Raw genomic sequence first — 20,279 nt, 5'->3', positions numbered from 1 at the left:
CATGTCTGAGACCACTGGTGCCAGCTACGCAGCGGCGGGCGTCGACATCGAGGCGGGCGACCGCGCCGTAGAACTCATGAAGGAGTGGGTGAAGAAGACCCAGCGCCCCGAGGTCCTCGGCGGTCTCGGCGGCTTCGCCGGGCTCTTCGACGCCTCCGCCCTCAAGCGCTACGAGCGCCCCCTGCTGGCCTCCGCCACGGACGGCGTCGGCACGAAGGTCGACATCGCGCGCCGCATGGGCGTCTACGACACCATCGGCCACGACCTGGTCGCCATGGTCATGGACGACATCGTGGTGTGCGGCGCCGAGCCGCTGTTCATGACCGACTACATCTGCGTCGGCAAGGTCCACCCCGAGCGCGTCGCGGCCATCGTGAAGGGCATCGCGGAGGGCTGTGTGCTCGCCGGGTGCGCCCTGGTGGGCGGTGAGACGGCCGAGCACCCCGGCCTGCTGGGCGAGGACGACTTCGACGTCGCCGGCGCCGGTACGGGCGTCGTGGAGGCCGACCGGCTGCTCGGCGCGGATCGCATCCGTAAGGGTGACGTGGTGATCGCCATGGCGTCCTCCGGGCTTCACTCGAACGGGTACTCCCTGGTCCGCCACGTCCTGCTGAACACGGCGGGCCTGGCCCTGGAGACGGAGGTCGCGGAGCTCGGCCGTACGCTCGGCGAGGAACTGCTGGAGCCCACGAAGATCTACTCGCTGGACTGTCTCGCCCTGACCCGCACCACGGATGTGCACGCCTTCTCGCACATCACCGGCGGCGGACTCGCGGCCAACCTGGCCCGCGTCATCCCGGACGGGCTGCACGCGACCGTCGACCGCTCCACCTGGACCCCGGGCGCGATCTTCGACCTGGTCGGGAAGACCGGGAACGTCGAGCGCCTGGAGCTGGAGAAGACCCTCAACATGGGCGTCGGCATGATGGCGATCGTCCCCGAGGAGTCCACCGAGGTGGCCCTCGCGACGCTGGCCGACCGTGGGGTCGACGCCTGGGTCGCCGGCGAGATCACCGAGCGGGGCGAGAAGGAGACCGGCGCGGAAATGGCCGGAGACTACGCCGGCTGAACCTGCGGGTAGCACAGAACCCGGTCGGTGGCAGTGCCACCGACCGGGCGAGTGCTCAGTGCAAGGTCAAGCGCCGCGACGATGTTGTGAGGGACCGTCGTCTTCATCCTCGTCGTCGTCCTCGTAGAGGTCGGCGTAACGAGAGTAAAGATCGTCCTCTTCATTCTCATCGTCCTCGAACGGCTCGCTGTTCGGCGGCTGGCTCGAAGTCGATGCGCCCAGTTCACTGGCCAGCCGTGACAGGTCAGTCCCACCGCTGTTGTACTTCAGCTGGCGGGCGACCTTCGTCTGCTTGGCCTTGGCCCGGCCGCGCCCCATGGCTCGACCCCCTCGGTGACGGGGCTTGATGGCCCCAGAGTCTGACACGCGTTCATGATCTGGAACGGACCCTCCGCGGAGAGGCCGGTCCGTAGGGCTTCCACGGTACCTGAGCCCGCGCCCATACGGTACGTCGCCCGCAGCACGCGCGTGTGCCCAGGACCTTCGAGGCGCCCCGTCCTCGCTGGTCAGTGGCGATTTTAACCACTTATCGGGGAACGACCCGCCGGTGGAAGTGAGAGTTCTCTCTAAGTTCCCGCCGACGGGTACCGCTCACCTGTGCGACCGGGTCAGTGCGCAGCGTGTCCCGCGCGCGCCTCGGCCATCCGCTGCTCGGCGATCCGGTCGGCCGCCGCGGCCGGCGGGATCCCGTCCTCCTTCGCACGTGCGAATATGGCCAGCGTGGTGTCGAAGATCTTCGCCGCCTTCGCCTTGCACCGGTCGAAGTCGAACCCGTGCAGTTCGTCGGCCACCTGGATGACCCCGCCGGCGTTCACCACGTAGTCCGGCGCGTAGAGGATCCCGCGGTCGGCGAGGTCCTTCTCGACGCCCGGGTGGGCGAGCTGGTTGTTGGCCGCGCCGCACACCACCTTGGCGGTGAGCACCGGCACGCTGTCGTCGTTCAGGGCGCCGCCGAGCGCGCAGGGGGCGTAGATGTCCAGCCCCTCGACCCGGATCAGCTGCTCGGTGTCGGCGACCGCCGTCACGCCCACGGGGTACTGCTCGAGGATCCGCTGGACGACGTCCGCGCGTACGTCCGTGACGACGACCTCGGCGCCCTCGTCGCGCAGGTGCTTCACCAGGTGGTGGCCGACCTTGCCGACGCCGGCGACGCCGACCTTGCGGCCGCGCAGCGAGGGGTCGCCCCACAGGTGCTGGGCGGAGGCGCGCATGCCCTGGTAGACGCCGAAGGCGGTGAGCACCGAGGAATCGCCGGCGCCGCCGTTCTCCGGGGAGCGGCCGGTGGTCCAGCGGCACTCACGGGCCACGACGTCCATGTCGGCGACGTATGTGCCGACGTCGCACGCGGTGACGTAGCGGCCGCCGAGCGAGGCGACCATGCGGCCGTAGGCGAGCAGCAGCTCCTCGGTCTTGTCGCGCTCCGGGTCGCCGATGATGACGGCCTTGCCGCCGCCGTGGTCGAGACCGGCCATGGCGTTCTTGTACGACATGCCGCGCGCGAGGTTGAGGGCGTCGGCTACGGCCTCGCTCTCGGTCGCGTAGGGGTAGAAGCGCGTGCCGCCGAGGGCCGGACCCAGGGCGGTGGAGTGGATGGCGATCACGGCTTTCAGGCCGGTCGCCCGATCCTGGCAGAGCACGACCTGCTCATGGCCCCCCTGGTCCGAGTGGAACAGGGTGTGCAGGACATCAGCAGGTGCGCCAATTACGTCGGTCACTGTGGTGACTCCTGTGTAAAGAGCGGCGAGTGGGGCTCAGCCCCCGTGCGGGTGGCGGGTGCTGGTGGCATGAGCGTAGAGCCTTCGCACGACCACCATCCGCGCAGTGTTCAGGATCACTCGCGCGGGCCTCTTGTGCACGCATGACCGTGGCACGATTTGCAGTGGTTTTGCAGCGGTTTTCGAGCGGGGCCCGATGGGGAGGGAGCAGGCGTGCCGAAGGTGTCCTCCGTCGTCGTCCCCTATGCCGCGTATCTGCGCGTGTACGAGCCGCTGGGCGCCTTCCCGGAGCCGGAGCGCAGCCACTGGGCGCGGTACGCCCGTCGCTCCGACCGCCCCTCCTACCAGGACGAACTGCGCCGCTCCCTGGCCGACTTGCTGCCCACCCCGCCGGTCGCGGTGCCGGTGCACGAGAGCAGTGACGCCTTCGTGGCCGAGGTCGACGGCGTGGTCTGCGTGTGCCCGTGGCGGACCCGGCTGCGCGGCTGGCAGGCGCTCGACGAGCTGGCGGAGGAGCTTCCGGCGCCGGTCCTGGACGCGGTGCTGCCCCCGGTCGTACGCCGTCAGGCGGCGCAGGACTACGAGCGCTGGCTCGCCCGCAACCCCGACGCCCGCCCGTGGATCCGTACGGCGACCTGGCAGGTGCCGCTGAACTGGTTCGTGCTGGTGTCCGACGAGGAGCGGCGGTACGAGAAGGGCACCGCGGAGGTGCCGCCGCTGCTGCGTTACCGCACGCCGATGGTGCAGGCCCGCAGGCGGGTGGCACGCGCGCTGCGCACGCTGAAGGACAGCGTCGAGGAGAGCCCGCTGATCGACGGCCTGCTGGACGTCGGCCGCTGGCTGGAGGAGTTCCACCCGCGCTCGCTGGTGGAGCTGGACTACGGCGGCCTGGTGCACGTCCTGCCGGCCGGCGAGCTGGAGGGCGACCACTCGGCGGCGGAGGTGGCCGAGGGCATCGCGGCGCTGCGCCGGGGTGACGGGGCGGCGGCCGGAGAGGCCTATGTGCGGCTCGCGGAGCGGTGGCGGGCGGTGCGGGACCGGCGTTCCGCGAACTGAGTGACGCAGTCGAGTGACGTAGGTCACGGCTCGAATGGCGTCGCACGACGTACGGTCTACGGCACTTGCTCATCTGACGGGACGTTGGTCCCGATCTGGACTTTTGTCCCAAGGGTGACGGACGGCACTTACAAGAGCCTTGCCCTAAGTGCCGCCCCTCATGCCAAAATAGGACAAGGAGTCCGGGGAGGGCTCCGTCCGTCCAACTATGCTCCATCGTGGGCGGATTCTCGGCATTGCGCGCTTTGGGGGGTCTCGTGGCTCCTGATCGTCCTGTGACTGATCGTCACAGTGGCGTGACTGTCCGCTATGGCATGGTCCATCGGCTTCCGTCGCTGATGAACACCTGGGAGGGCAATTCCATCGGTTTGGCCGACGCGGCTGGACAGATGGTGTAGTTGTAGTGCCGAGGACAAGCCGTTCGTCCTATAACCGACTCGACTCGCGTCCGCCATTTCGGGCAACGCGGGTCAAGGTGCAGAATTTAGAGGAAAGAACCGAGAAGGTTCGGTTCTCCCGAGGAGGCCGCTCATGACCGCTCGCACCCCTGATGCCGAGCCGCTGCTGACCCCGGCTGAGGTCGCCACCATGTTCCGCGTCGACCCCAAGACGGTCACGCGGTGGGCGAAGGCCGGCAAGCTCACGTCCATCCGTACGCTCGGCGGGCACCGCCGCTACCGCGAGGCCGAGGTCCGCGCTCTGCTCGCGGGCATCCCGCAGCAGCGCAGCGAGGCCTGAACCATCGCATAACCGGGCAATACGGCTGGTCCCCCAACCCGCCGAGGCGCCTGGAACGCTAGCTCCAAGCGACGCGGGACCTGCCCCAACAGGCCCCTCGCCCAAGCCGAAGAGAACGTTGTAGGCAGCGACACAGGGTGCGTCGTAGATCGCGCTGGACTCCGCCGGGTCCAGCGCGATCTTTTTTGTGCGCTGGTCGGGTGGTGGGTGGATCGCTGTGAGCGGCCTTGTCGGAGTCTGGGCAGGGCTGCCGGAACCGCTGTGCATGACCCCGGGGGCCGGTGCAATTGCACATATTAAATTGAACAGTTGTAGGGCGGGGGTAAGTACCGGCCTTTCAAAAACTCATGCGGTGACTCCCGTCACATGCCCCGGCGGTTGTTGCCGACGGCATGTGTGCGCTAGCGGAGTGGCCTGTTCCAGCGTCCCTCATGCGGTGGGCAGTTGGGGCCGGCGTCGGTCATGCGCTGCGGGGACTTTCGTCCTCGGCTTCCTCGTCGCTCGGTTCCGTGACCCGGGGGCCGGCGTCCATGGCCAGCCTCAGCAGGTGGTGACAGATGGGGCAGTGGCGGGTGAGATGCCGGTAGGACGAGGCAGCCGACAGGTGCGCCCTCAGCAGCGCCCGCGTCTCGTGCCTGGCCGATGCCGCCATATGCCACCTCCGCGGACCGCACAGGGGAACGGGCCCTGGTCCTTGGGTACCGGCGCAATGTGCCGCCGTCAAGGGCGGGGGGCTCCGCCGGTTCAGTCGATCACGAGCACCGCCACCGAAGCCGGTGCGCCCCCTGGAGCCCTCTGGGTGCCGCCGCCCCCAGCCCCGGTCGACTCGAGAAGCTGACGGCCTGGGGAAGGGCTCGCGTCCGTTGTCGGATGCTCCGCCGCGGGCGCGGCCTCCGCTGTGACTGGGGGGCATGAGAAAGGGCCCGCGTCCGTTGCCGGATGCGGGCCCTTCTTGTGCGGTCCTGACGGGATTTGAACCCGCGGCCTCCACCTTGACAGGGTGGCGAGCACTCCAAACTGCTCCACAGGACCAGGTTTCGCGGCGCTCGGCTTGCTGCGTTGCGCTGCGAGAAGAGACTGTACAGGAGGGGAGCCCGCCTGGTCGAACTCACCCTCTGTGTGCGTACGGTTACGGGACGGCCGCGTCGATCGCCTTCACGATCCGCTTGTCGGAGACGGGGTACGCGGTGCCCAGGGCGTGGGCGAAATAGCTGACCCGGAGCTCCTCGATCATCCAGCGGATGTCCAGGACCTGCTGCGGCACCGGGCGGCCCTGGGGGAGCTGCTCCAGGAGCCAGGCGTACTCGTCCTGCATCTCGTGGACCTTCTCCATGCGGGTGGTGTCCCGCTGGACGCCCGTCGGCATCTGCTGCAGGCGCCGGTCGGCGGCCACCAGGTAGCGCATGAGGTCGGGGAGGCGCCGTATGCCCGCCCACGTCACGAAACCGGGCTTCACAAGGGCGTCCAGCTGCTTGCGGACGTCCGTCAGGTTTGCGAGGAGCGCGGGGCTGCGCACGGCCTTCAGACGGCGCTCACAGGCCTGCCAGGCCGTGAGGACCTGCTGCACCTGGGCGACCGCACGGACCGTCGTGTCGACGATCTCCGCCCGCACCTTGTCGTAGAGCTTGCGGTACGACTCCTCGTCCCACACCGGGCCGCCGAAGTCCGCGATCAGCTTGTCGGCCGCCGCCATCGCGCAGTCGTCGAACAACGCCTGGACGGAGCCGTGCGGGTTGGCGGAGAGCGCCAGCTTCTGGGCGTTCGTCAGCTTGTCCGACGCGAACTTCGCCGGATTCACCGGGATGTTCCGCAGGATCAGGCGCCGGGTGCCCTTCCACATCGCCTCGGCCTGTTCCGCCTCCGTGTCGAAGAGCCGGACCGAGACCGTGTCGCCGTCGTCCACCAGCGCCGGGTACGCCTTGACCGGCTGGCCGGCGCGGCGGGTCTCGAAGACTCGGGTCAGCGTGCCGATCGTCCAGTCGGTCAGGCCCTTGCGCTCCAGGGACTCGCCGCCCTCGCGGGAGGCCGTCGCCGCTGCCGCCTGGGACAGCGCCTGCCTCGCCTTCGGCTTCAGCCTGAGCTTCAGCGCCTCCAGGTCCTTGTCCTCGGCCAGTTTCCGGCGCCGTTCGTCGACGATACGGAAGGTGATCTTGAGGTGGTCGGGGAGCCTGGACCAGTCGAAGTCGTCCGCCTCGAAGGGAACGCCGACCATCCGCTTCAGCTCGCGCGCCATCGTCACCGTCAGCGGCTCCTGCAGGGGCACCGCCTTCTCCAGGAACGCCCTCGCGTAGTTCGGCGCGGGCACGTAGTGACGGCGGATGGGCTTCGGCAGGGAGCGGATCAGCTCTGTCACGACCTCCTCGCGCAGGCCCGGGATCTGCCAGTCGAAGCCCTCGTCCGTGACCTGGTTGAGCACCTGGAGCGGGATGTGGACCGTCACACCGTCCGCGTCCGCACCCGGCTCGAACTGGTACGTCACCCGGAACTTGAGCTGCCCCTGCCGCCAGGAGTCCGGATAGTCGGCCTTGGTGACCGCCTCCGCCGACTCCCGGATGAGCATCTCCCGCTCGAAGTCCAGGAAGTCCGGCTGCTCGTGCCGCTTCCGCTTCCACCAGGAGTCGAAGTGCGCGCCGGAGACGACGTGTTCGGGTACCCGCTGGTCGTAGAAGTCGAAGAGCGTCTCGTCGTCGACCACGATGTCCCGGCGCCGCGCCCGGTGCTCCAGCTCCTCGACCTCACTGAGGAGCTTGCGGTTGTCGGCGAAGAACTTGTGGTGCGTACGCCAGTCGCCCTCCACGAGCGCGTTGCGGATGAACAGCTCGCGGCTCGTCTCCGGGTCGATCCGGCCGTAGTTCACCTTCCGCTGGGCGACGATCGGGACGCCGTACAGCGTGACCTTCTCGTACGCCATCACGGCCGCCTGGTCCTTCTCCCAGTGCGGTTCGCTGTACGTCCGCTTGAGCAGGTGCCCGGCCAGCGGTTCGACCCACTCGGGCTCGATCCTCGCGTTGACCCGCGCCCAGAGCCGGCTCGTCTCCACCAGCTCGGCCGACATCAGGAACTTGGGCTGCTTCTTGAACAGCGCCGAGCCCGGGAAGATCGCGAACTTGGCGTTGCGGGCGCCCAGGTACTCGTTCTTGTTGCCGTCCCGTACGTCCTTCATCCCGATGTGGGAGAGCAGGCCGGCGAGGAGCGAGACGTGGACGCGGTCGGCCGGGGCATCCTCCTCGTTGAGGTGGATCCCCATCTGCTTGGCGACCGTGCGCAGCTGGGTATAGATGTCCTGCCATTCGCGAATGCGCAGGAAGTTCAGGTACTCCTGCTTGCACATCCGGCGGAAGGAGCTGGAGCCGCGTTCCTTCTGCTGCTCGCGGACGTACCGCCACAGGTTCAGGTAGGCGAGGAAGTCGCTGGTCTCGTCCCTGAAGCGGGCATGCTGCTGGTCGGCCTGGGTCTGTTTGTCGGCCGGGCGCTCGCGCGGGTCCTGGATGGACAGCGCGGCGGCGATGACCATCACCTCGCGGACACAGGCGTTCTTGTCCGCTTCCAGCACCATCCGGGCCAGGCGCGGGTCGACGGGCAGCTGGGCGAGCTTGCGGCCGGTGTCGGTGAGCCGCTTGCGCACGTCCTTCTGGGTCGGGTCCAGCGCGCCCAGTTCCTGGAGCAGCTGGACGCCGTCGCGGATGTTGCGGTGGTCCGGCGGGTCGATGAACGGGAACTTCTCGATGTCGCCGAGGCCGGCCGCGGTCATCTGCAGGATGACGGAGGCGAGGTTCGTACGGAGGATCTCGGCGTCCGTGAACTCCGGCCGGGCGAGGAAGTCCTCCTCGCTGTACAGCCGGATGCAGATGCCGTCGCTCGTCCGGCCGCAGCGGCCCTTGCGCTGGTTGGCGCTGGCCTGCGAGATCGGCTCGATGGGCAGCCGCTGGACCTTGGTGCGGTGGCTGTAGCGGCTGATCCGGGCGAAGCCGGGGTCGATGACGTACTTGATGCCGGGGACGGTGAGGGAGGTCTCGGCGACATTGGTGGCCAGAACGATCCTGCGCCCGGTGTGCGGCTGGAACACGCGGTGCTGCTCGGCGTGGGACAGCCGGGCGTACAGCGGCAGCACCTCCGTGAAGCGGTACTTCTTCTTCTCCAGCGCGTCCGCGGTGTCCCGGATCTCCCGTTCGCCGGAGAGGAAGACGAGGATGTCGCCCGGGCCCTCGGCCTGGAGTTCCTCCACGGCATCGCAGATCGCGGTGATCTGGTCCCGGTCGGCGTCGTCGCTCTCCTCCTCCAGGAGGGGCCGGTAGCGCACCTCCACCGGATACGTCCGGCCGCTGACCTCGATGATCGGAGCGTCGTCGAAGTGCCGCGAGAAGCGTTCGGGGTCGATGGTCGCCGAGGTGATGACGACCTTGAGGTCCGGCCGCTTGGGCAGCAGCTGCGCCAGATAACCGAGCAGGAAGTCGATGTTGAGGGACCGCTCGTGGGCCTCGTCGATGATGATCGTGTCGTAGGCGCGCAGCTCGCGGTCGGTCTGGATCTCGGCGAGCAGGATGCCGTCCGTCATCAGCTTGATGAACGTGGCGTCGGGGTTCACCTGGTCGGTGAACCGCACCTTCCAGCCGACGGCCTCGCCGAGCGGCGTCCTCAGTTCGTCCGCGACCCGCTCGGCCACGGTCCGGGCGGCGATACGACGGGGCTGCGTGTGCCCGATCATGCCGCGCACGCCACGGCCCAGCTCCATACAGATCTTCGGGATCTGCGTGGTCTTTCCGGAGCCGGTCTCACCGGCGACGATGACGACCTGGTGATCGCGGATGGCCGCCGCGATGTCTTCCTTCTTCTGGCTGACCGGCAGCTGCTCGGGATATGTGACGGCGGGCACACGGGCACGCCGCTCACCGATCCGTTCCTCGGCCCTGCCGATCTCGGCCTCGATCTCTTCGAGGACGGCGGCGCGGGCCTCCGGCTTACGGATCTTGCGCGCGCCCTCAAGCCGCCGGCCGAGCCGGTGCGCGTCGCGCAGCGACAGCTCGGTCAGACGGGGGGCGAGGGTGCCGAGGACGGGGGCGGGATGCGTAGACATACGCGGTCCAGGATCTCACCCCGTCCGAAAAACACGCGAACGATTTGCTGCGTTGCCTAGGGGGCGGGCCGGGCGGGCGGTGCGGAGACCGGCGGTGCGGCGGCCGACGCGGCGTTCTGCTGCCCCAGCGCGATCGACCTCGCCGTATTGGAAACGGCCTTGATGCCCAGGTAGGCGGTCGTCATACCGCTCATGGCGGTGAACGCGGCGGTCAGGATGCCGACGATCACGGACTTGTCCCCGTCGAGCCGCCACACCCCGAAGATCGCGACGGCGACGATCGCAAGATTGCTGACCACGACCGCGAGCAGCCCGTAACGCGCCCGGACCTTCTCCAGCTGGGTGTCGGCCGGCAGAGTGGCGGCCTGATTCTGGCTCATCTCCCCGTTCCCCCTGTTCAGCAGCGTCCAGCCCCGTACGACGAAGGCCCCGTTCGCTGAACGGGGCCTTCTGGCTGTGGCTGGGGCCGGGGTCGAACCGGCGACCTTCCGCTTTTCAGGCGGACGCTCGTACCAACTGAGCTACCCAGCCACGGTGTTTCACGTGAAACACCAGCGGTCCTGACGGGATTTGAACCCGCGGCCTCCACCTTGACAGGGTGGCGAGCACTCCAAACTGCTCCACAGGACCAAGCGTGCATGCAACAGTGTCGCACACGGTATTGCGTGCCCCCAACGGGATTCGAACCCGTGCTACCGCCTTGAAAGGGCGGCGTCCTAGGCCGCTAGACGATGAGGGCTATCGGCCCGCCTGGGCGCTTCTCAGCGCGTCGGGGACGTGAGAAGCATATGGGATGGCGGGGGGTATCGCCAAAACGGTTTACGGCGAGGGCGCGGTGGAGGCGCGCGAAGGGGCCGTCGGAGCCGGTGTGACGCCTCGTTGCTCGCGGTGGTGCCGATGGCCGAGGGCGTCGTCGGCCAGGTGGCGGCTGACCTCGGCCGTCGTCTCGCCCAGCCCGCCCAGTTTGATCGCGTCCCACGCCTGCAGACGGCGGTTGTCGCGGTCGAAGTAGAGGATCGAGGCCTCGATGGGGGCGGGGTACGTGCGCTCCACCGCACGCAGCCCGCTCCCGCCCGTGGAGCCCTCCATGCGCAGCCGGGTGCCGTAGGGGAGCGTCTCGTCGCCTTCGTGGTGCAGATGGCCGCACAGCACCAGCGGCACCTCACCGTCCGTCTCACGGGCCGCGGAGGGCTCGTGTGCGACCGCGGCATCGACCGGCTTCCCGGCCGCCCGCTGGTCGCGCAGGGCGCTGGCCAGCCGGTCACCGGCCAGCTGCTCGGCCGCGTCTCCGCCGGGCTCGACCGAGCGGTCGGGGGTGAACTGGGGATCGCCGATGCCCGCGAAGCGCAGGCCCGCGACGGTATCGGCCCGGCCGTCGTCCAGGACATGCACGTTCTTCATCCGCTCCAGATAGCGCTGGGTGGTCCGGGAGTCGTGATTGCCCCGCACCCACACATAGGGCACCCCCAGGTCCCGGATCGGGTCCAGGAAGCCGTTCTCCGCCGCCGTGCCGTGGTCCATCGTGTCGCCGGAGTCGACGATCACGTTCACCTTGTACTGCTCCACCAGCGAGGCGATGATCTTCCAGCTCGCCGGGTTGAGATGGATGTCCGACACGTGCAGGACCCGGACGGTGGAGGGGTCCGGCTGGTAGGCCGGGAGCGTGGAGGTGACGTCGTAGAGCTTCGTCACGTTCGTCACCAGGCGGGCCAGCTCCTGCTGGTAGACGCCGAAATCGGTGACGATGCTGCGCGCGTTGCCGACCACCTGCGGCGCCGAGCTGAGCAGCCCGGAGAACTTCGGCTCCAGGATCGACTTCGGGTTCCAGGTGGCGTACGCGCTCGCCCCGGACGCCGCCAGCAGGGCCAGCGCGAGGCCGCCGGCGGCGAGGGCGCGGCGGGGGCTGCGGTAGACGGCCAGGCCGAGGGCCGTGGCACCGGCGACCACGGCGACACAGGAGCGTACGGCCAGGTCCAGCGTGCCGTGCTCGACATCCTTGGCGACCTCGTCCTGGAGGCCGGAGATCCGCTCCGGGTGGTCGACCAGGGCCTGGGAGCGGAGCGGGTCCAGCTGGTCCACGTTCACGTCGAGGCGGACCGGTGCCACATGACTGTCCAGGGAGAGCGCGCCCAGGGGCGAGATGTTGATCCTCGTGCCGCCGGTCAGGGACGGGCGCAGCGCCATCGTCGTGTTCATGGGGCCGACCGGGGTCCGTACGTTCCCCACGATCAGCAGGCCCAGCCAGGCGCCGAGCAGAACGACGGCCGTGAGGCCGAGGGCGCGGAGCCAGGGGCGGGGGCGAGGGGCGAGCTCCGGGTCGGGCAGGGGGCGGCTGCCGTGGCGGGCGGTGAGCATGCGGCTCGTCATCGTCATGCGGTTCGTCATCGTGCGGAGTGCTGCGACCGGGACGCGGACCATTGGTGCCGTATGCCCACGGCCCCGTGCGGATATGCGGAAATACGCCCCTGTCGGCCTCGTGCGGGCCGCGCCCGGCCCGTCCCTCCCGCGAGCCTCTCGTACCGGACAATGACCGTGTGCTGGAGATGACGCGCGAGGAGTTCGAGGAACTGGTCGCCGAGGCGCTCGACCGGATCCCGCCGGAGCTGATGCGGCTCATGGACAACGTGGCGGTGTTCGTGGAGGACGAACCGCCCGCCGACGACCCCGAGCTGCTGGGTCTGTACGAGGGGACACCGCTGACCGACCGCGGCGAGTGGTACGCGGGGGTGCTGCCGGACCGGATCACCATCTACCGCGGACCCACACTCAGAATGTGCACCAGCCGCGCGGACGTCGTCGCGGAGACCGAGGTCACCGTGGTGCACGAAATCGCCCACCACTTCGGCATCGACGACGCCCGCCTGCACGCGCTCGGTTATGGGTGAGGGTGGATGGGCTGTGGATGCCGGGGCCGATCGGTGATGCGGGTGTATGTGATCGGTGATGGGTGCGGGGAAGGGGCGGGGGCGCGTGTCCTCTTGTGGGTAACGGGAGTTGGGGAGGTTGACTCCTTTCCTCGCCTCGGAGGTGGCCGCCGTGCGCCCCTTGCCCGTACCCGTCCGGCTCACCGTCACGGTGCTGGCCCTCGCCGCTGCCGCCGGCTGTGTGAACGTGGGTGACGCCGCGGGCCCGGCCAGGCCCTCCCACTCGGCGGGGCAGCACGACGGCAAGGCGCCCGACGGCGGCCCGGTGGTCGGTGCCGGCGGCCTCGGTCACAACGGCGCGGCGGTCGACGGCAAGCACGGGCGCGGCGGTAAGGCGAAGCCGGAGAAGCGGGCCTCCGCGTCGGCCACCCCGTCCGGCCAGGGCAGCGCCCCGGCGGCCTCGGCGAAGCCGCCGAAGACCGAAGAGCCCGTGGACCCGGAGCCGACCAAGGCCCCGTCGGCTCCGCCGGTCACCTCCGCCCCGCCCGAGCCGCCCCCGGCCTCCACCCCGCCCCCGGCGACCTCCGAGCCGCCGTCGGCCGAGCCGTCCTCCTCGGCGCACGAGGAGACCGGACCACAGCTCGTCCAGCGGGAGCCGGCACCCACGGCCGGCGCACCGGCGTGAGCGGCCGAGCGGACGATGGGCCGACGCACGAGCACCGATCCGGTCCGCAGCCGCTGAGCCGACCCCACTGGCACCGTGCCGACCCGGCGGACATCGAGTCGGCTCAGCCGGCGCCGAGCCGGTCCGCGGGCGACGAGCCGCCCTTCCCGCCCATCCAGTCGCCCCCGGCTGCCGACCTGACCTGCGGCGATGAGGCTCAGTTTGCCTTCAGGGGTGGTGGGTGCGTATGGTGGTAGATCGTTTGATCCCATTTGCCCGGCGCCACCACAGAGCGCGCCGTGTGGCGCGTACTCTCCTTTGCCGTGGCGGACCGCATTGAGGCGGTCGTGAGCGAATCACGGAGTTGACGGGCGCGTGCCGAAGAGACTCCGGAAGGTTTCGCATTCGCATGTCCGTGTCCAGTGTTGATCAGATCGTCGTGTCCGAGAACGAGCTCGAGAACGAACTCGTCGACGTGACGACCGAGGTCACCGAGGCCCCCGAGGCCGACACCACCCAGACCCCCCAGACCACCTTCGCCGACCTCGGCCTGCCCGAGGGTGTCGTGCGCAAGCTCGCGCAGAACGGCGTGACCACCCCCTTCCCGATCCAGGCCGCGACCATCCCGGACGCCCTGGCCGGCAAGGACATCCTCGGCCGGGGCCGTACCGGCTCCGGCAAGACCCTCTCCTTCGGTCTGCCGACCCTGGCCCAGCTGGCCGGCGGCCGCACCGAGAAGAAGCGGCCCCGCGCGGTCATCCTGACCCCGACCCGCGAGCTGGCCATGCAGGTCGCCGACGCCCTCCAGCCGTACGGCGACGTCGTCGGCCTGAAGATGAAGGTCGTCTGCGGCGGCACCTCCATGGGCAACCAGATCTACGCCCTGGAGCGCGGCGTCGACATCCTCGTCGCCACCCCGGGCCGCCTGCGCGACATCATCAACCGCGGCGCCTGCTCCCTGGAGGACGTGCAGATCGCCGTCCTGGACGAGGCCGACCAGATGTCCGACCTGGGCTTCCTGCCCGAGGTGACGGAACTGCTCGACCAGGTCCCGGCCGGGGGCCAGCGCATGCTCTTCTCCGCCACGATGGAGAACGAGATCCAGACCCTGGTCGACCGCTACCTGAACAGCCCCGTCTCCCACGAGGTGGACGCGGCCCAGGGCGCGGTGACGACCATGTCGCACCACATCCTCATCGTGAAGCCCAAGGACAAGGCGCCGGTCACGGCCGCGATCGCCTCCCGCAAGGGCCGCACGATCATCTTCGTCCGCACCCAGCTGGGCGCCGACCGTGTCGCCGAGCAGCTGCGCGACGCCGGCGTGAAGGCCGACGCGCTGCACGGCGGCATGACCCAGGGCGCCCGCACCCGCACCCTGGCCGACTTCAAGGACGGCTACGTCAACGTCCTGGTCGCGACGGACGTCGCCGCGCGCGGCATCCACGTCGACGGCATCGACCTGGTGCTGAACGTGGACCCGGCCGGCGACCACAAGGACTACCTGCACCGCGCCGGCCGTACCGCCCGTGCGGGCCGTACCGGCACGGTCGTCTCCCTCTCCCTGCCGCACCAGCGGCGCCAGATCTTCCGCCTGATGGAGGACGCCGGCGTCGACGCGGCCCGCCACATCATCCAGGGCGGTGCCGCCTTCGACCCCGAGGTCGCCGAGATCACCGGCGCCCGCTCCATGACCGAGGTCCAGGCCGAGTCCGCCGCCAACGCCGCCCAGCAGGCCGAGCGTGAGGTCGCCCAGCTCACCAAGCAGCTGGAGCGCGCCCAGCGCCGTGCGACCGAGCTGCGCGAGGAGGCCGACCGGCTGGTGGTCCGGGTCGCCCGCGAGCGCGGCGAGGACCCCGAGGCCGCGGTGGCCGAGGCGCAGGCGACGGCGGCCGAGGAGCTCGCCGTGGCCCAGGAGCCGGCGGAGCGCGAGACCGAGCGCGAGGAGCGCCCGGCGGTTTCGGCGCCGTACGAGCGCCGGGAGCGGCGCGGCTTCGACCGCCGCGACGACCGTGGTGAGCGTGGTGAGCGTGGCTTCGACCGTCGCGAGGAGCGCGGCGAGCGGGGCGACCGGGGTGGCCGTGGCTTCGAGCGGCGTGACGAGCGCCGCCCGTTCGACCGCGACCGCTCCTTCGAGCGCCGTGACGACCGGGGCGGCCGCGGGTTCGAGCGCCGTGACGACCGCCGTCCGTTCGACCGCGACCGCAGCGAGCGCAGCGACCGCGGTGGCCGCTCCTTCGAGCGCCGTGACGACCGTGGCGGTTTCGAGCGTCGTGACGACCGCGGTGGCCGTGGGTTCGAGCGCCGTGACGACCGCCGTGACGACCGCCGTCCGTTCGACCGCGACCGCAGCGAGCGCAACGACCGCGGCGACCGCGGTGGCCGTTCCTTCGACCGCCGTGACGACCGTGGCGGTTTCCGTCGGGACGAGCGCGGCGGGCACCGGGGCAGCGACCGTCCGTTCAACCGCGACCGCCGCGACGACCGCCCGGGCTTCCGCTCCGGCGGCCACGAGCGCCCCTACGGCCGCCGTGACGACCACCGCGGCAACGGCTCCTTCGGTCGCCGTGAGGACAAGCCGCGCTGGAAGCGCAACGGCTGACGCCGAGTGACCTGACGAGGGCCCGTACGACTCCGGTCGTACGGGCCCTTTTCAGTCACTGCGTGACGCATGTCACGCACCCAGGGAGGGAATTGCTGGGGGCATGACAGAAGACGCGAGAGCGAGCGGGACCCACGGCCTCTCGGACGAGGAGCGGCTGGCCCAGCTCGGCTACACACAGGTCCTGGCCCGCCGGATGTCGGCGTTCTCCAACTACGCCGTCTCGTTCACGATCATCTCGGTCCTGTCCGGCTGCCTGACGCTCTACCTCTTCGGCATGACCACCGGCGGTCCGGCGGTGATCACCTGGGGCTGGGTGGCGGTGGGACTGCTGACCCTGTTCGTCGGACTCTCCATGGCCGAAATCTGCTCGGCGTACCCGACCTCGGCCGGCCTGTACTTCTGGGCCCACCGCCTCGCACCACCCCGCTCGGCGGCGGCCTGGGCCTGGTTCACCGGCTGGTTCAACGTGCTGGGCCAGGTCGCGGTGACCGCGGGCATCGACTTCGGCGCGGCTTCCTTCCTGGGCGCGTACCTGAACCTCCAGTTCGACTTCGAGGTGACACCGGTCCGCACGGTCCTGCTGTTCGCGGCGATCCTCGTCCTCCACGGCCTGCTGAACACCTTCGGCGTGCGCATCGTCGCGTTCCTGAACAGCGTGAGCGTGTGGTGGCACGTGCTGGGCGTGGCGGTGATCGTCGGCGCGCTGGCGTTCGTCCCCGGTCACCACCAGTCGGCGTCCTTCGTGTTCACCCACTTCGTCAACGAGACGGGCTGGGGCAGCGGCCCGTACGTCGTCCTCCTCGGCCTCCTCATGGCCCAGTACACCTTCACCGGCTACGACGCCTCCGCCCATATGACCGAGGAGACCCACGACGCGGCCACGGCCGGCCCGAAGGGCATCGTCCGCTCGATCTGGACGTCCTGGATCGCCGGGTTCGTGCTCCTGCTGGGCTTCACGTTCGCGATCCAGTCCTACGACGGGGAACTGACGTCCCCGACGGGCGCGCCCCCGGCCCAGATCCTCCTGGACGCACTCGGTGCCACGACCGGCAAACTCCTGCTCCTGGTCGTGATCGGCGCCCAGCTCTTCTGCGGCATGGCGTCCGTCACCGCCAACAGCCGCATGATCTACGCCTTTTCGCGCGACGGCGCACTGCCGTTCTCCCATGTCTGGCACACGGTCAGCCCGCGCACCCGCACCCCCGTGGCAGCGGTCTGGCTGGCCGCACTGGGCGCCCTGGCCCTCGGCCTGCCCTACCTGATCAACTCGACGGCGTACGCGGCGGTGACCTCGATCGCGGTCATCGGCCTGTACATCGCGTACGTCATCCCGACCTTCCTGCGGGTCCGCAGGGGCGCCGCCTTCGAACGCGGGCCGTGGCACCTGGGCCGCTGGTCGTCCCTGATCGGTGTCGTCTCGGTGACCTGGGTCGTGGTGATCACGATCCTCTTCATGCTCCCGCAGGTCTCCCCGGTCACCTGGAAGACCTTCAACTACGCCCCCGTCGCCGTCCTGGTCGTCCTCGGCTTCGCGGCGGCCTGGTGGCTGGCCTCGGCCCGCCACTGGTTCCTCGCCGGGGAGCGGGCCGCTACCCCGACGCTGGTCGAAAAGTGACCATCCGGCACGCTCCTCCCGTTCCGAACCCCACGTGACGCGGCCGGGTCACCGATACCCGATCGGAGACTCGGCCTCGTCCGGCTATGCTCGGACAGGCAACATCGCCTGGGCCCTTAGCTCAATTGGCAGAGCAGTGGACTTTTAATCCATTGGTTGTGGGTTCGAGTCCCACAGGGCCTACGGACGACGGGCGGGGGATATGGCCCCTGACCTGCGGTGCAGCGCCTGAGCCGGCTTCGGTCGGCTCGGGCGCTGTCTCGTTTCCGGGTGCTTGCGGGAGCGGTGCCCGATCGGATGTGCCGTGCGAGGATGCGGCGGAAGGTCTTCGAGACTGCCTCGGGGGGAGCCAGGAGCCGTCCCCCTTCGCCAGTGGCCCGAAGATCGTCGGTCCGGAACCCGCGACCGGTGCCATGGCCGACGGCGCGGTGCACGAGCGACGAGGAGCTCCGGGGCCGATCGGCACTCCCCGAAGCGACGGACACGGTGGTGTCCGGCCGGGTGGACGGCTACTCCTGGCCGTGAAGCTCCCGGCGTGCCGCCGTGCGGATGGCCTGTGTGTACGGGGCGTCCGCGGCGCGCGTTTCCTGGTCGAGGTCGTCGAAGGGGACCAGGGCCTTGTGGTTGCCGTTCACCGTCTGCATCCAGGCACACCAGGCGTTGTGCACGTCCTCGTCGGTCACCTGCTCCCCCTTGGCCTGCAGCAGCACGGCATAGAGGCGGAACAGGGCGTCGGAGTCCGCGGGAGGCTCGGCGTGCGGGGGCAGACAGGACCGGATGCGGTCGGCGAGAGCGTCCAGGTAGGTCACACGGACAGTGTGCCCGCAAACAGGATCAGGTGCGCCACGGCGAACACGAGGGGAACGACACGCTCGGACGTGCCCAGCTCTGCGTAGCGCCCCCGCCGGCCGGGAAGCGGATCACGCCGGAGAATGTCCCACTCGTCTCCGAAGACCCTCGCTGCGAGGCCTTCCTCCAGCTTGAGAATGACCTTGAACTTCGCCCGGTTGAGATCGCGGTAGCTGCGCAGCTGCATCCACCAGGTGACGGACAGGGTGATGCCCGCCGAGGCCACGGCCAGCGGCACCCACCAGGGCGACCGCTCGAACTGGGGTGTGCCGAAGCCGACCAGGGTGACCAGCGCGGACTGCACCGTCAGAAAGAAGGCGTTGGCGCTGCCTCGACGGGCGGAGACACGGTCGGCCATCTCCACGGCGAGTGTGTACAGCTCCAGCAACTCCGGCCGCTGCTCCGGCCGGGGATTCGCCGTCACCCGTCCTCCCCTCATTGGTGTCGTGGGTCCAGCGCGGTCAACTGGTCGACAACCGGCTGCAGTTCACGCTTGACCAGGCGGCTGAGCGACCAGGTGCTGGGCAGGCGGAGGGTCGTGGGGTCGAACCGTACGAACCGGGCCTCCCAGCCCGGCCCGAAGACGATCAACCCCTTGAGGGTGAAGTCCCAGCGCAACCGCTTCCGCCCGCCGTTCAGGAACACTTCCCAGCGGGGCCGCTCGGGGCGCGCGGGCGGCGGGTAGTCCGGCAGATCGGGCAGTGGAGGCCACAGCCCCGTGCCCGGCGCCCCCGGTTCGGCGTGTGACCGCCGCTCGTACTCCTCGGCCACGGCCTCGCGGAAGCGGTCGTAGGTCGGGGCGTCGCAGTAGGCCAGCAGGAACAGCCGCGTCGGCGGCACGAGGCGCACCGCCTCGGTGAACTCCCATACGGTGCCCGGTCCGGGACCTGCCGACAGCAGCACGGCGTGCGCGCCTGCGATCAGCCTGCTCACCGTGGACTGCCAGTCGTGCAGGGGCAGGTAGCCGCGTGCCGCGCCGGGCAGTGGGAGTTCCTCGCCGGGCCGGCCGATCGCGATGACACGGCCGAACCGCCGGAAGCGGCGGACCAGGGACTCCTCATGCGTCAGCCCCGAGATGAAGAAGAGGGCCTGGAGGTTCACCCCGCCACCCTGGATGTCATCGGGCAGCGCGCTCATGACCTCGTCGTTGGAGAACGGGCGCAAGTACAGGAGGTAGTGGGTGCCGGGCAGGCGCTCCAAGGAGTCGACGACGTCGGTGAGATGCTGCTTGCCGCGCACCACCGCCAGCCGGCCCGTCATGAAGGCGACCACACCGGCGAAGACCGCCGTCACCGTCCCCAACAGGCGCAACCACCAGCGGACATGGGGGATGGAAGCCCACTGATCGCTTCCCAGGCTCCTCCTGAAGGCCGTGAACCCGAGCAGGCCCGCAGCCGCACCCACGATCCGCAGGGTCCACCCGCCCCAGACCAGCACGCGCCCTCTGGCCGCCCGCTGCACACCACGCGGCGGCGGTTTCCTCACCAGTTGGAAGTTCCGGCTCCTGTTCATACACGCGGCCCCCCCGTGCGTCCCCCGTGTCGCTTCCGTCAGCCGTGGACACTTCGGAAGATACGCCAACAGGGCAGTGTTTACAGGAAGTTGGCCCTGCTCGCACGACCTTCACACGGAACGCGAACAGGCCGCGACCTCCACGGTCGACGGCCTGTCCACGCTCAAGAAGGGGTTACCGCCAGCACAGCGAGCTAATCGTGTGGGTATCGCAGATGTGGCCGTCGGCGGCCGCAGCGGTACCGGCGGGGATCGCAAGGGCCGCAAGGAGCGCGGCGATGAAGAGGGCGGAGATGTGTCGCATGGCGAACGGTCCTTTCTGGGTCCTCCGGCAAGACAGGTGTCTTGGGGGAATGAGCCCAGGCTTGCGTAGACCCGCACGCTCCGCATGTCGAACGAACACGGTCCGTGACCAGGGTGGCGGGGGGGGGGGGGGGGGGGGGGGGGGGGGGGGGGGGGGGGGGGGGGGGGGGGGGGGGGGGGGGGGGGTGGGGGGGGGGGTGGTAGTTGTGGGGGGTGGT

At 69.8% G+C, this 20,279-nt stretch carries 16 protein-coding genes and 5 tRNA genes; 8 read left to right on the top strand and 13 right to left on the bottom strand.

Annotated features, from left to right (window positions below):
* The first annotated feature begins 1 nt into the window (after position 1).
* Positions 2-1,069, top strand: a complete 1,068-nt coding sequence (purM, locus tag ACZ41I_RS33740) for a phosphoribosylformylglycinamidine cyclo-ligase (RefSeq protein ID WP_468515832.1) — start codon at positions 2-4, stop codon at positions 1,067-1,069.
* A gap of 66 nt (positions 1,070-1,135) precedes the next feature.
* On the opposite strand, the gene ACZ41I_RS33735 is transcribed toward purM, so the two are convergent.
* Both ACZ41I_RS33735 and ACZ41I_RS33730 read right to left on the bottom strand, forming a co-directional pair.
* The gene (locus ACZ41I_RS33735) at positions 1,136-1,387 is read right to left on the bottom strand and encodes a DUF3073 domain-containing protein (RefSeq protein ID WP_069780012.1); all 252 of its coding nucleotides are present in this window, start codon (positions 1,385-1,387) and stop codon (positions 1,136-1,138) included.
* Between the two features lie 290 nt (positions 1,388-1,677).
* Complete coding sequence (locus tag ACZ41I_RS33730) at positions 1,678-2,784, bottom strand: Leu/Phe/Val dehydrogenase (protein ID WP_363215645.1); 1,107 nt, start codon at positions 2,782-2,784, stop codon at positions 1,678-1,680.
* A 213-nt stretch (positions 2,785-2,997) separates the two neighbouring features.
* Between ACZ41I_RS33730 and ACZ41I_RS33725 the strand changes: the two genes are divergently transcribed.
* Positions 2,998-3,840 carry a DUF8083 family protein gene (locus ACZ41I_RS33725; protein ID WP_468515831.1) on the top strand — a complete coding sequence of 281 codons (843 nt, stop codon included), beginning with the start codon at positions 2,998-3,000 and terminating at the stop codon, positions 3,838-3,840.
* Between the two features lie 531 nt (positions 3,841-4,371).
* A complete protein-coding gene (gene bldC / locus ACZ41I_RS33720) occupies positions 4,372-4,578 on the top strand; it encodes a developmental transcriptional regulator BldC (protein ID WP_003949541.1) in 207 nt (68 codons plus the stop codon).
* Positions 4,579-5,038: 460 nt separating this feature from the next.
* Here bldC and ACZ41I_RS33715 read toward each other — a convergent pair whose 3' ends face one another.
* From ACZ41I_RS33715 to ACZ41I_RS33680, 8 genes are all read right to left on the bottom strand, one after another.
* Positions 5,039-5,230 carry a DUF6274 family protein gene (locus tag ACZ41I_RS33715; protein WP_363215647.1) on the bottom strand — a complete coding sequence of 64 codons (192 nt, stop codon included), beginning with the start codon at positions 5,228-5,230 and terminating at the stop codon, positions 5,039-5,041.
* Positions 5,231-5,535: 305 nt separating this feature from the next.
* Positions 5,536-5,610 (bottom strand) — tRNA-Asp (locus ACZ41I_RS33710).
* Between the two features lie 97 nt (positions 5,611-5,707).
* Positions 5,708-9,652, bottom strand: coding sequence for an ATP-dependent RNA helicase HrpA (gene hrpA, locus ACZ41I_RS33705; RefSeq protein ID WP_468515830.1), 3,945 nt, complete (start codon positions 9,650-9,652; stop codon positions 5,708-5,710).
* Positions 9,653-9,708: 56 nt separating this feature from the next.
* A complete protein-coding gene (locus tag ACZ41I_RS33700; RefSeq protein WP_363215649.1) occupies positions 9,709-10,032 on the bottom strand; it encodes a hypothetical protein in 324 nt (107 codons plus the stop codon).
* A gap of 77 nt (positions 10,033-10,109) precedes the next feature.
* A tRNA-Phe gene (locus ACZ41I_RS33695) sits at positions 10,110-10,183 on the bottom strand.
* 24 nt (positions 10,184-10,207) lie between these two features.
* A tRNA-Asp gene (locus ACZ41I_RS33690) sits at positions 10,208-10,282 on the bottom strand.
* A gap of 36 nt (positions 10,283-10,318) precedes the next feature.
* Positions 10,319-10,391 (bottom strand) — tRNA-Glu (locus ACZ41I_RS33685).
* A gap of 80 nt (positions 10,392-10,471) precedes the next feature.
* The gene (locus ACZ41I_RS33680; protein ID WP_468515829.1) at positions 10,472-12,070 is read right to left on the bottom strand and encodes a metallophosphoesterase family protein; all 1,599 of its coding nucleotides are present in this window, start codon (positions 12,068-12,070) and stop codon (positions 10,472-10,474) included.
* Between the two features lie 116 nt (positions 12,071-12,186).
* Here ACZ41I_RS33680 and ACZ41I_RS33675 point away from each other — a divergent pair, with 116 nt between their 5' ends.
* From ACZ41I_RS33675 to ACZ41I_RS33655, 5 genes are all read left to right on the top strand, one after another.
* Positions 12,187-12,537 (top strand): metallopeptidase family protein, encoded by a 351-nt coding sequence (locus tag ACZ41I_RS33675; RefSeq protein ID WP_363215650.1) that lies wholly within the window; start codon positions 12,187-12,189, stop codon positions 12,535-12,537.
* Positions 12,538-12,688: 151 nt separating this feature from the next.
* Positions 12,689-13,201: a hypothetical protein gene (locus tag ACZ41I_RS33670; protein WP_363215651.1), complete on the top strand. Its 513-nt coding sequence runs from the start codon at positions 12,689-12,691 to the stop codon at positions 13,199-13,201.
* A 388-nt stretch (positions 13,202-13,589) separates the two neighbouring features.
* Entirely contained in the window at positions 13,590-15,779 is a 2,190-nt protein-coding gene (locus ACZ41I_RS33665) for a DEAD/DEAH box helicase (protein WP_468515828.1), read from the top strand.
* A 103-nt stretch (positions 15,780-15,882) separates the two neighbouring features.
* A complete protein-coding gene (locus ACZ41I_RS33660; RefSeq protein WP_399767171.1) occupies positions 15,883-17,397 on the top strand; it encodes an amino acid permease in 1,515 nt (504 codons plus the stop codon).
* A gap of 110 nt (positions 17,398-17,507) precedes the next feature.
* Positions 17,508-17,580, top strand: a tRNA-Lys gene (locus ACZ41I_RS33655).
* Positions 17,581-17,906: 326 nt separating this feature from the next.
* On the opposite strand, the gene ACZ41I_RS33650 is transcribed toward ACZ41I_RS33655, so the two are convergent.
* The 3 genes from ACZ41I_RS33650 to ACZ41I_RS33640 are packed head-to-tail and all read right to left on the bottom strand — an operon-like array spanning position 17,907 to position 19,758.
* A complete protein-coding gene (locus ACZ41I_RS33650; protein ID WP_363215654.1) occupies positions 17,907-18,206 on the bottom strand; it encodes a DUF7701 domain-containing protein in 300 nt (99 codons plus the stop codon).
* On the bottom strand, positions 18,203-18,670 hold the full coding sequence (locus ACZ41I_RS33645; RefSeq protein WP_468515827.1) for a RipA family octameric membrane protein: 468 nt from the start codon (positions 18,668-18,670) through the stop codon (positions 18,203-18,205). The genes ACZ41I_RS33650 and ACZ41I_RS33645 overlap by 4 nt, the downstream gene beginning before the upstream one ends.
* 11 nt (positions 18,671-18,681) lie before the next feature.
* Positions 18,682-19,758, bottom strand: a complete 1,077-nt coding sequence (locus tag ACZ41I_RS33640) for a hypothetical protein (protein WP_468515826.1) — start codon at positions 19,756-19,758, stop codon at positions 18,682-18,684.
* Positions 19,759-20,279: the final 521 nt, after the last annotated feature.

The organism is Streptomyces sp. NPDC030799 (assembly GCF_055572255.1).
Note: the sequence above shows the minus strand (reverse complement) of the source record. Positions and strands in the feature narration are given on the sequence as shown.

Coding starts and splice junctions, on each gene's coding strand:
- purM (WP_468515832.1), top strand. CDS start 2: ATGTCTGAGACCACTGGTGCCAGCTACGCAGCGGCGGGCGTCGACATC.
- ACZ41I_RS33735 (WP_069780012.1), bottom strand. CDS start 1,387: ATGGGGCGCGGCCGGGCCAAGGCCAAGCAGACGAAGGTCGCCCGCCAG.
- bldC (WP_003949541.1), top strand. CDS start 4,372: ATGACCGCTCGCACCCCTGATGCCGAGCCGCTGCTGACCCCGGCTGAG.
- ACZ41I_RS33665 (WP_468515828.1), top strand. CDS start 13,590: ATGTCCGTGTCCAGTGTTGATCAGATCGTCGTGTCCGAGAACGAGCTC.
- ACZ41I_RS33700 (WP_363215649.1), bottom strand. CDS start 10,032: ATGAGCCAGAATCAGGCCGCCACTCTGCCGGCCGACACCCAGCTGGAG.
- ACZ41I_RS33660 (WP_399767171.1), top strand. CDS start 15,883: ATGACAGAAGACGCGAGAGCGAGCGGGACCCACGGCCTCTCGGACGAG.
- ACZ41I_RS33680 (WP_468515829.1), bottom strand. CDS start 12,070: ATGGTCCGCGTCCCGGTCGCAGCACTCCGCACGATGACGAACCGCATG.
- hrpA (WP_468515830.1), bottom strand. CDS start 9,652: ATGTCTACGCATCCCGCCCCCGTCCTCGGCACCCTCGCCCCCCGTCTG.
- ACZ41I_RS33715 (WP_363215647.1), bottom strand. CDS start 5,230: ATGGCGGCATCGGCCAGGCACGAGACGCGGGCGCTGCTGAGGGCGCAC.
- ACZ41I_RS33640 (WP_468515826.1), bottom strand. CDS start 19,758: ATGAACAGGAGCCGGAACTTCCAACTGGTGAGGAAACCGCCGCCGCGT.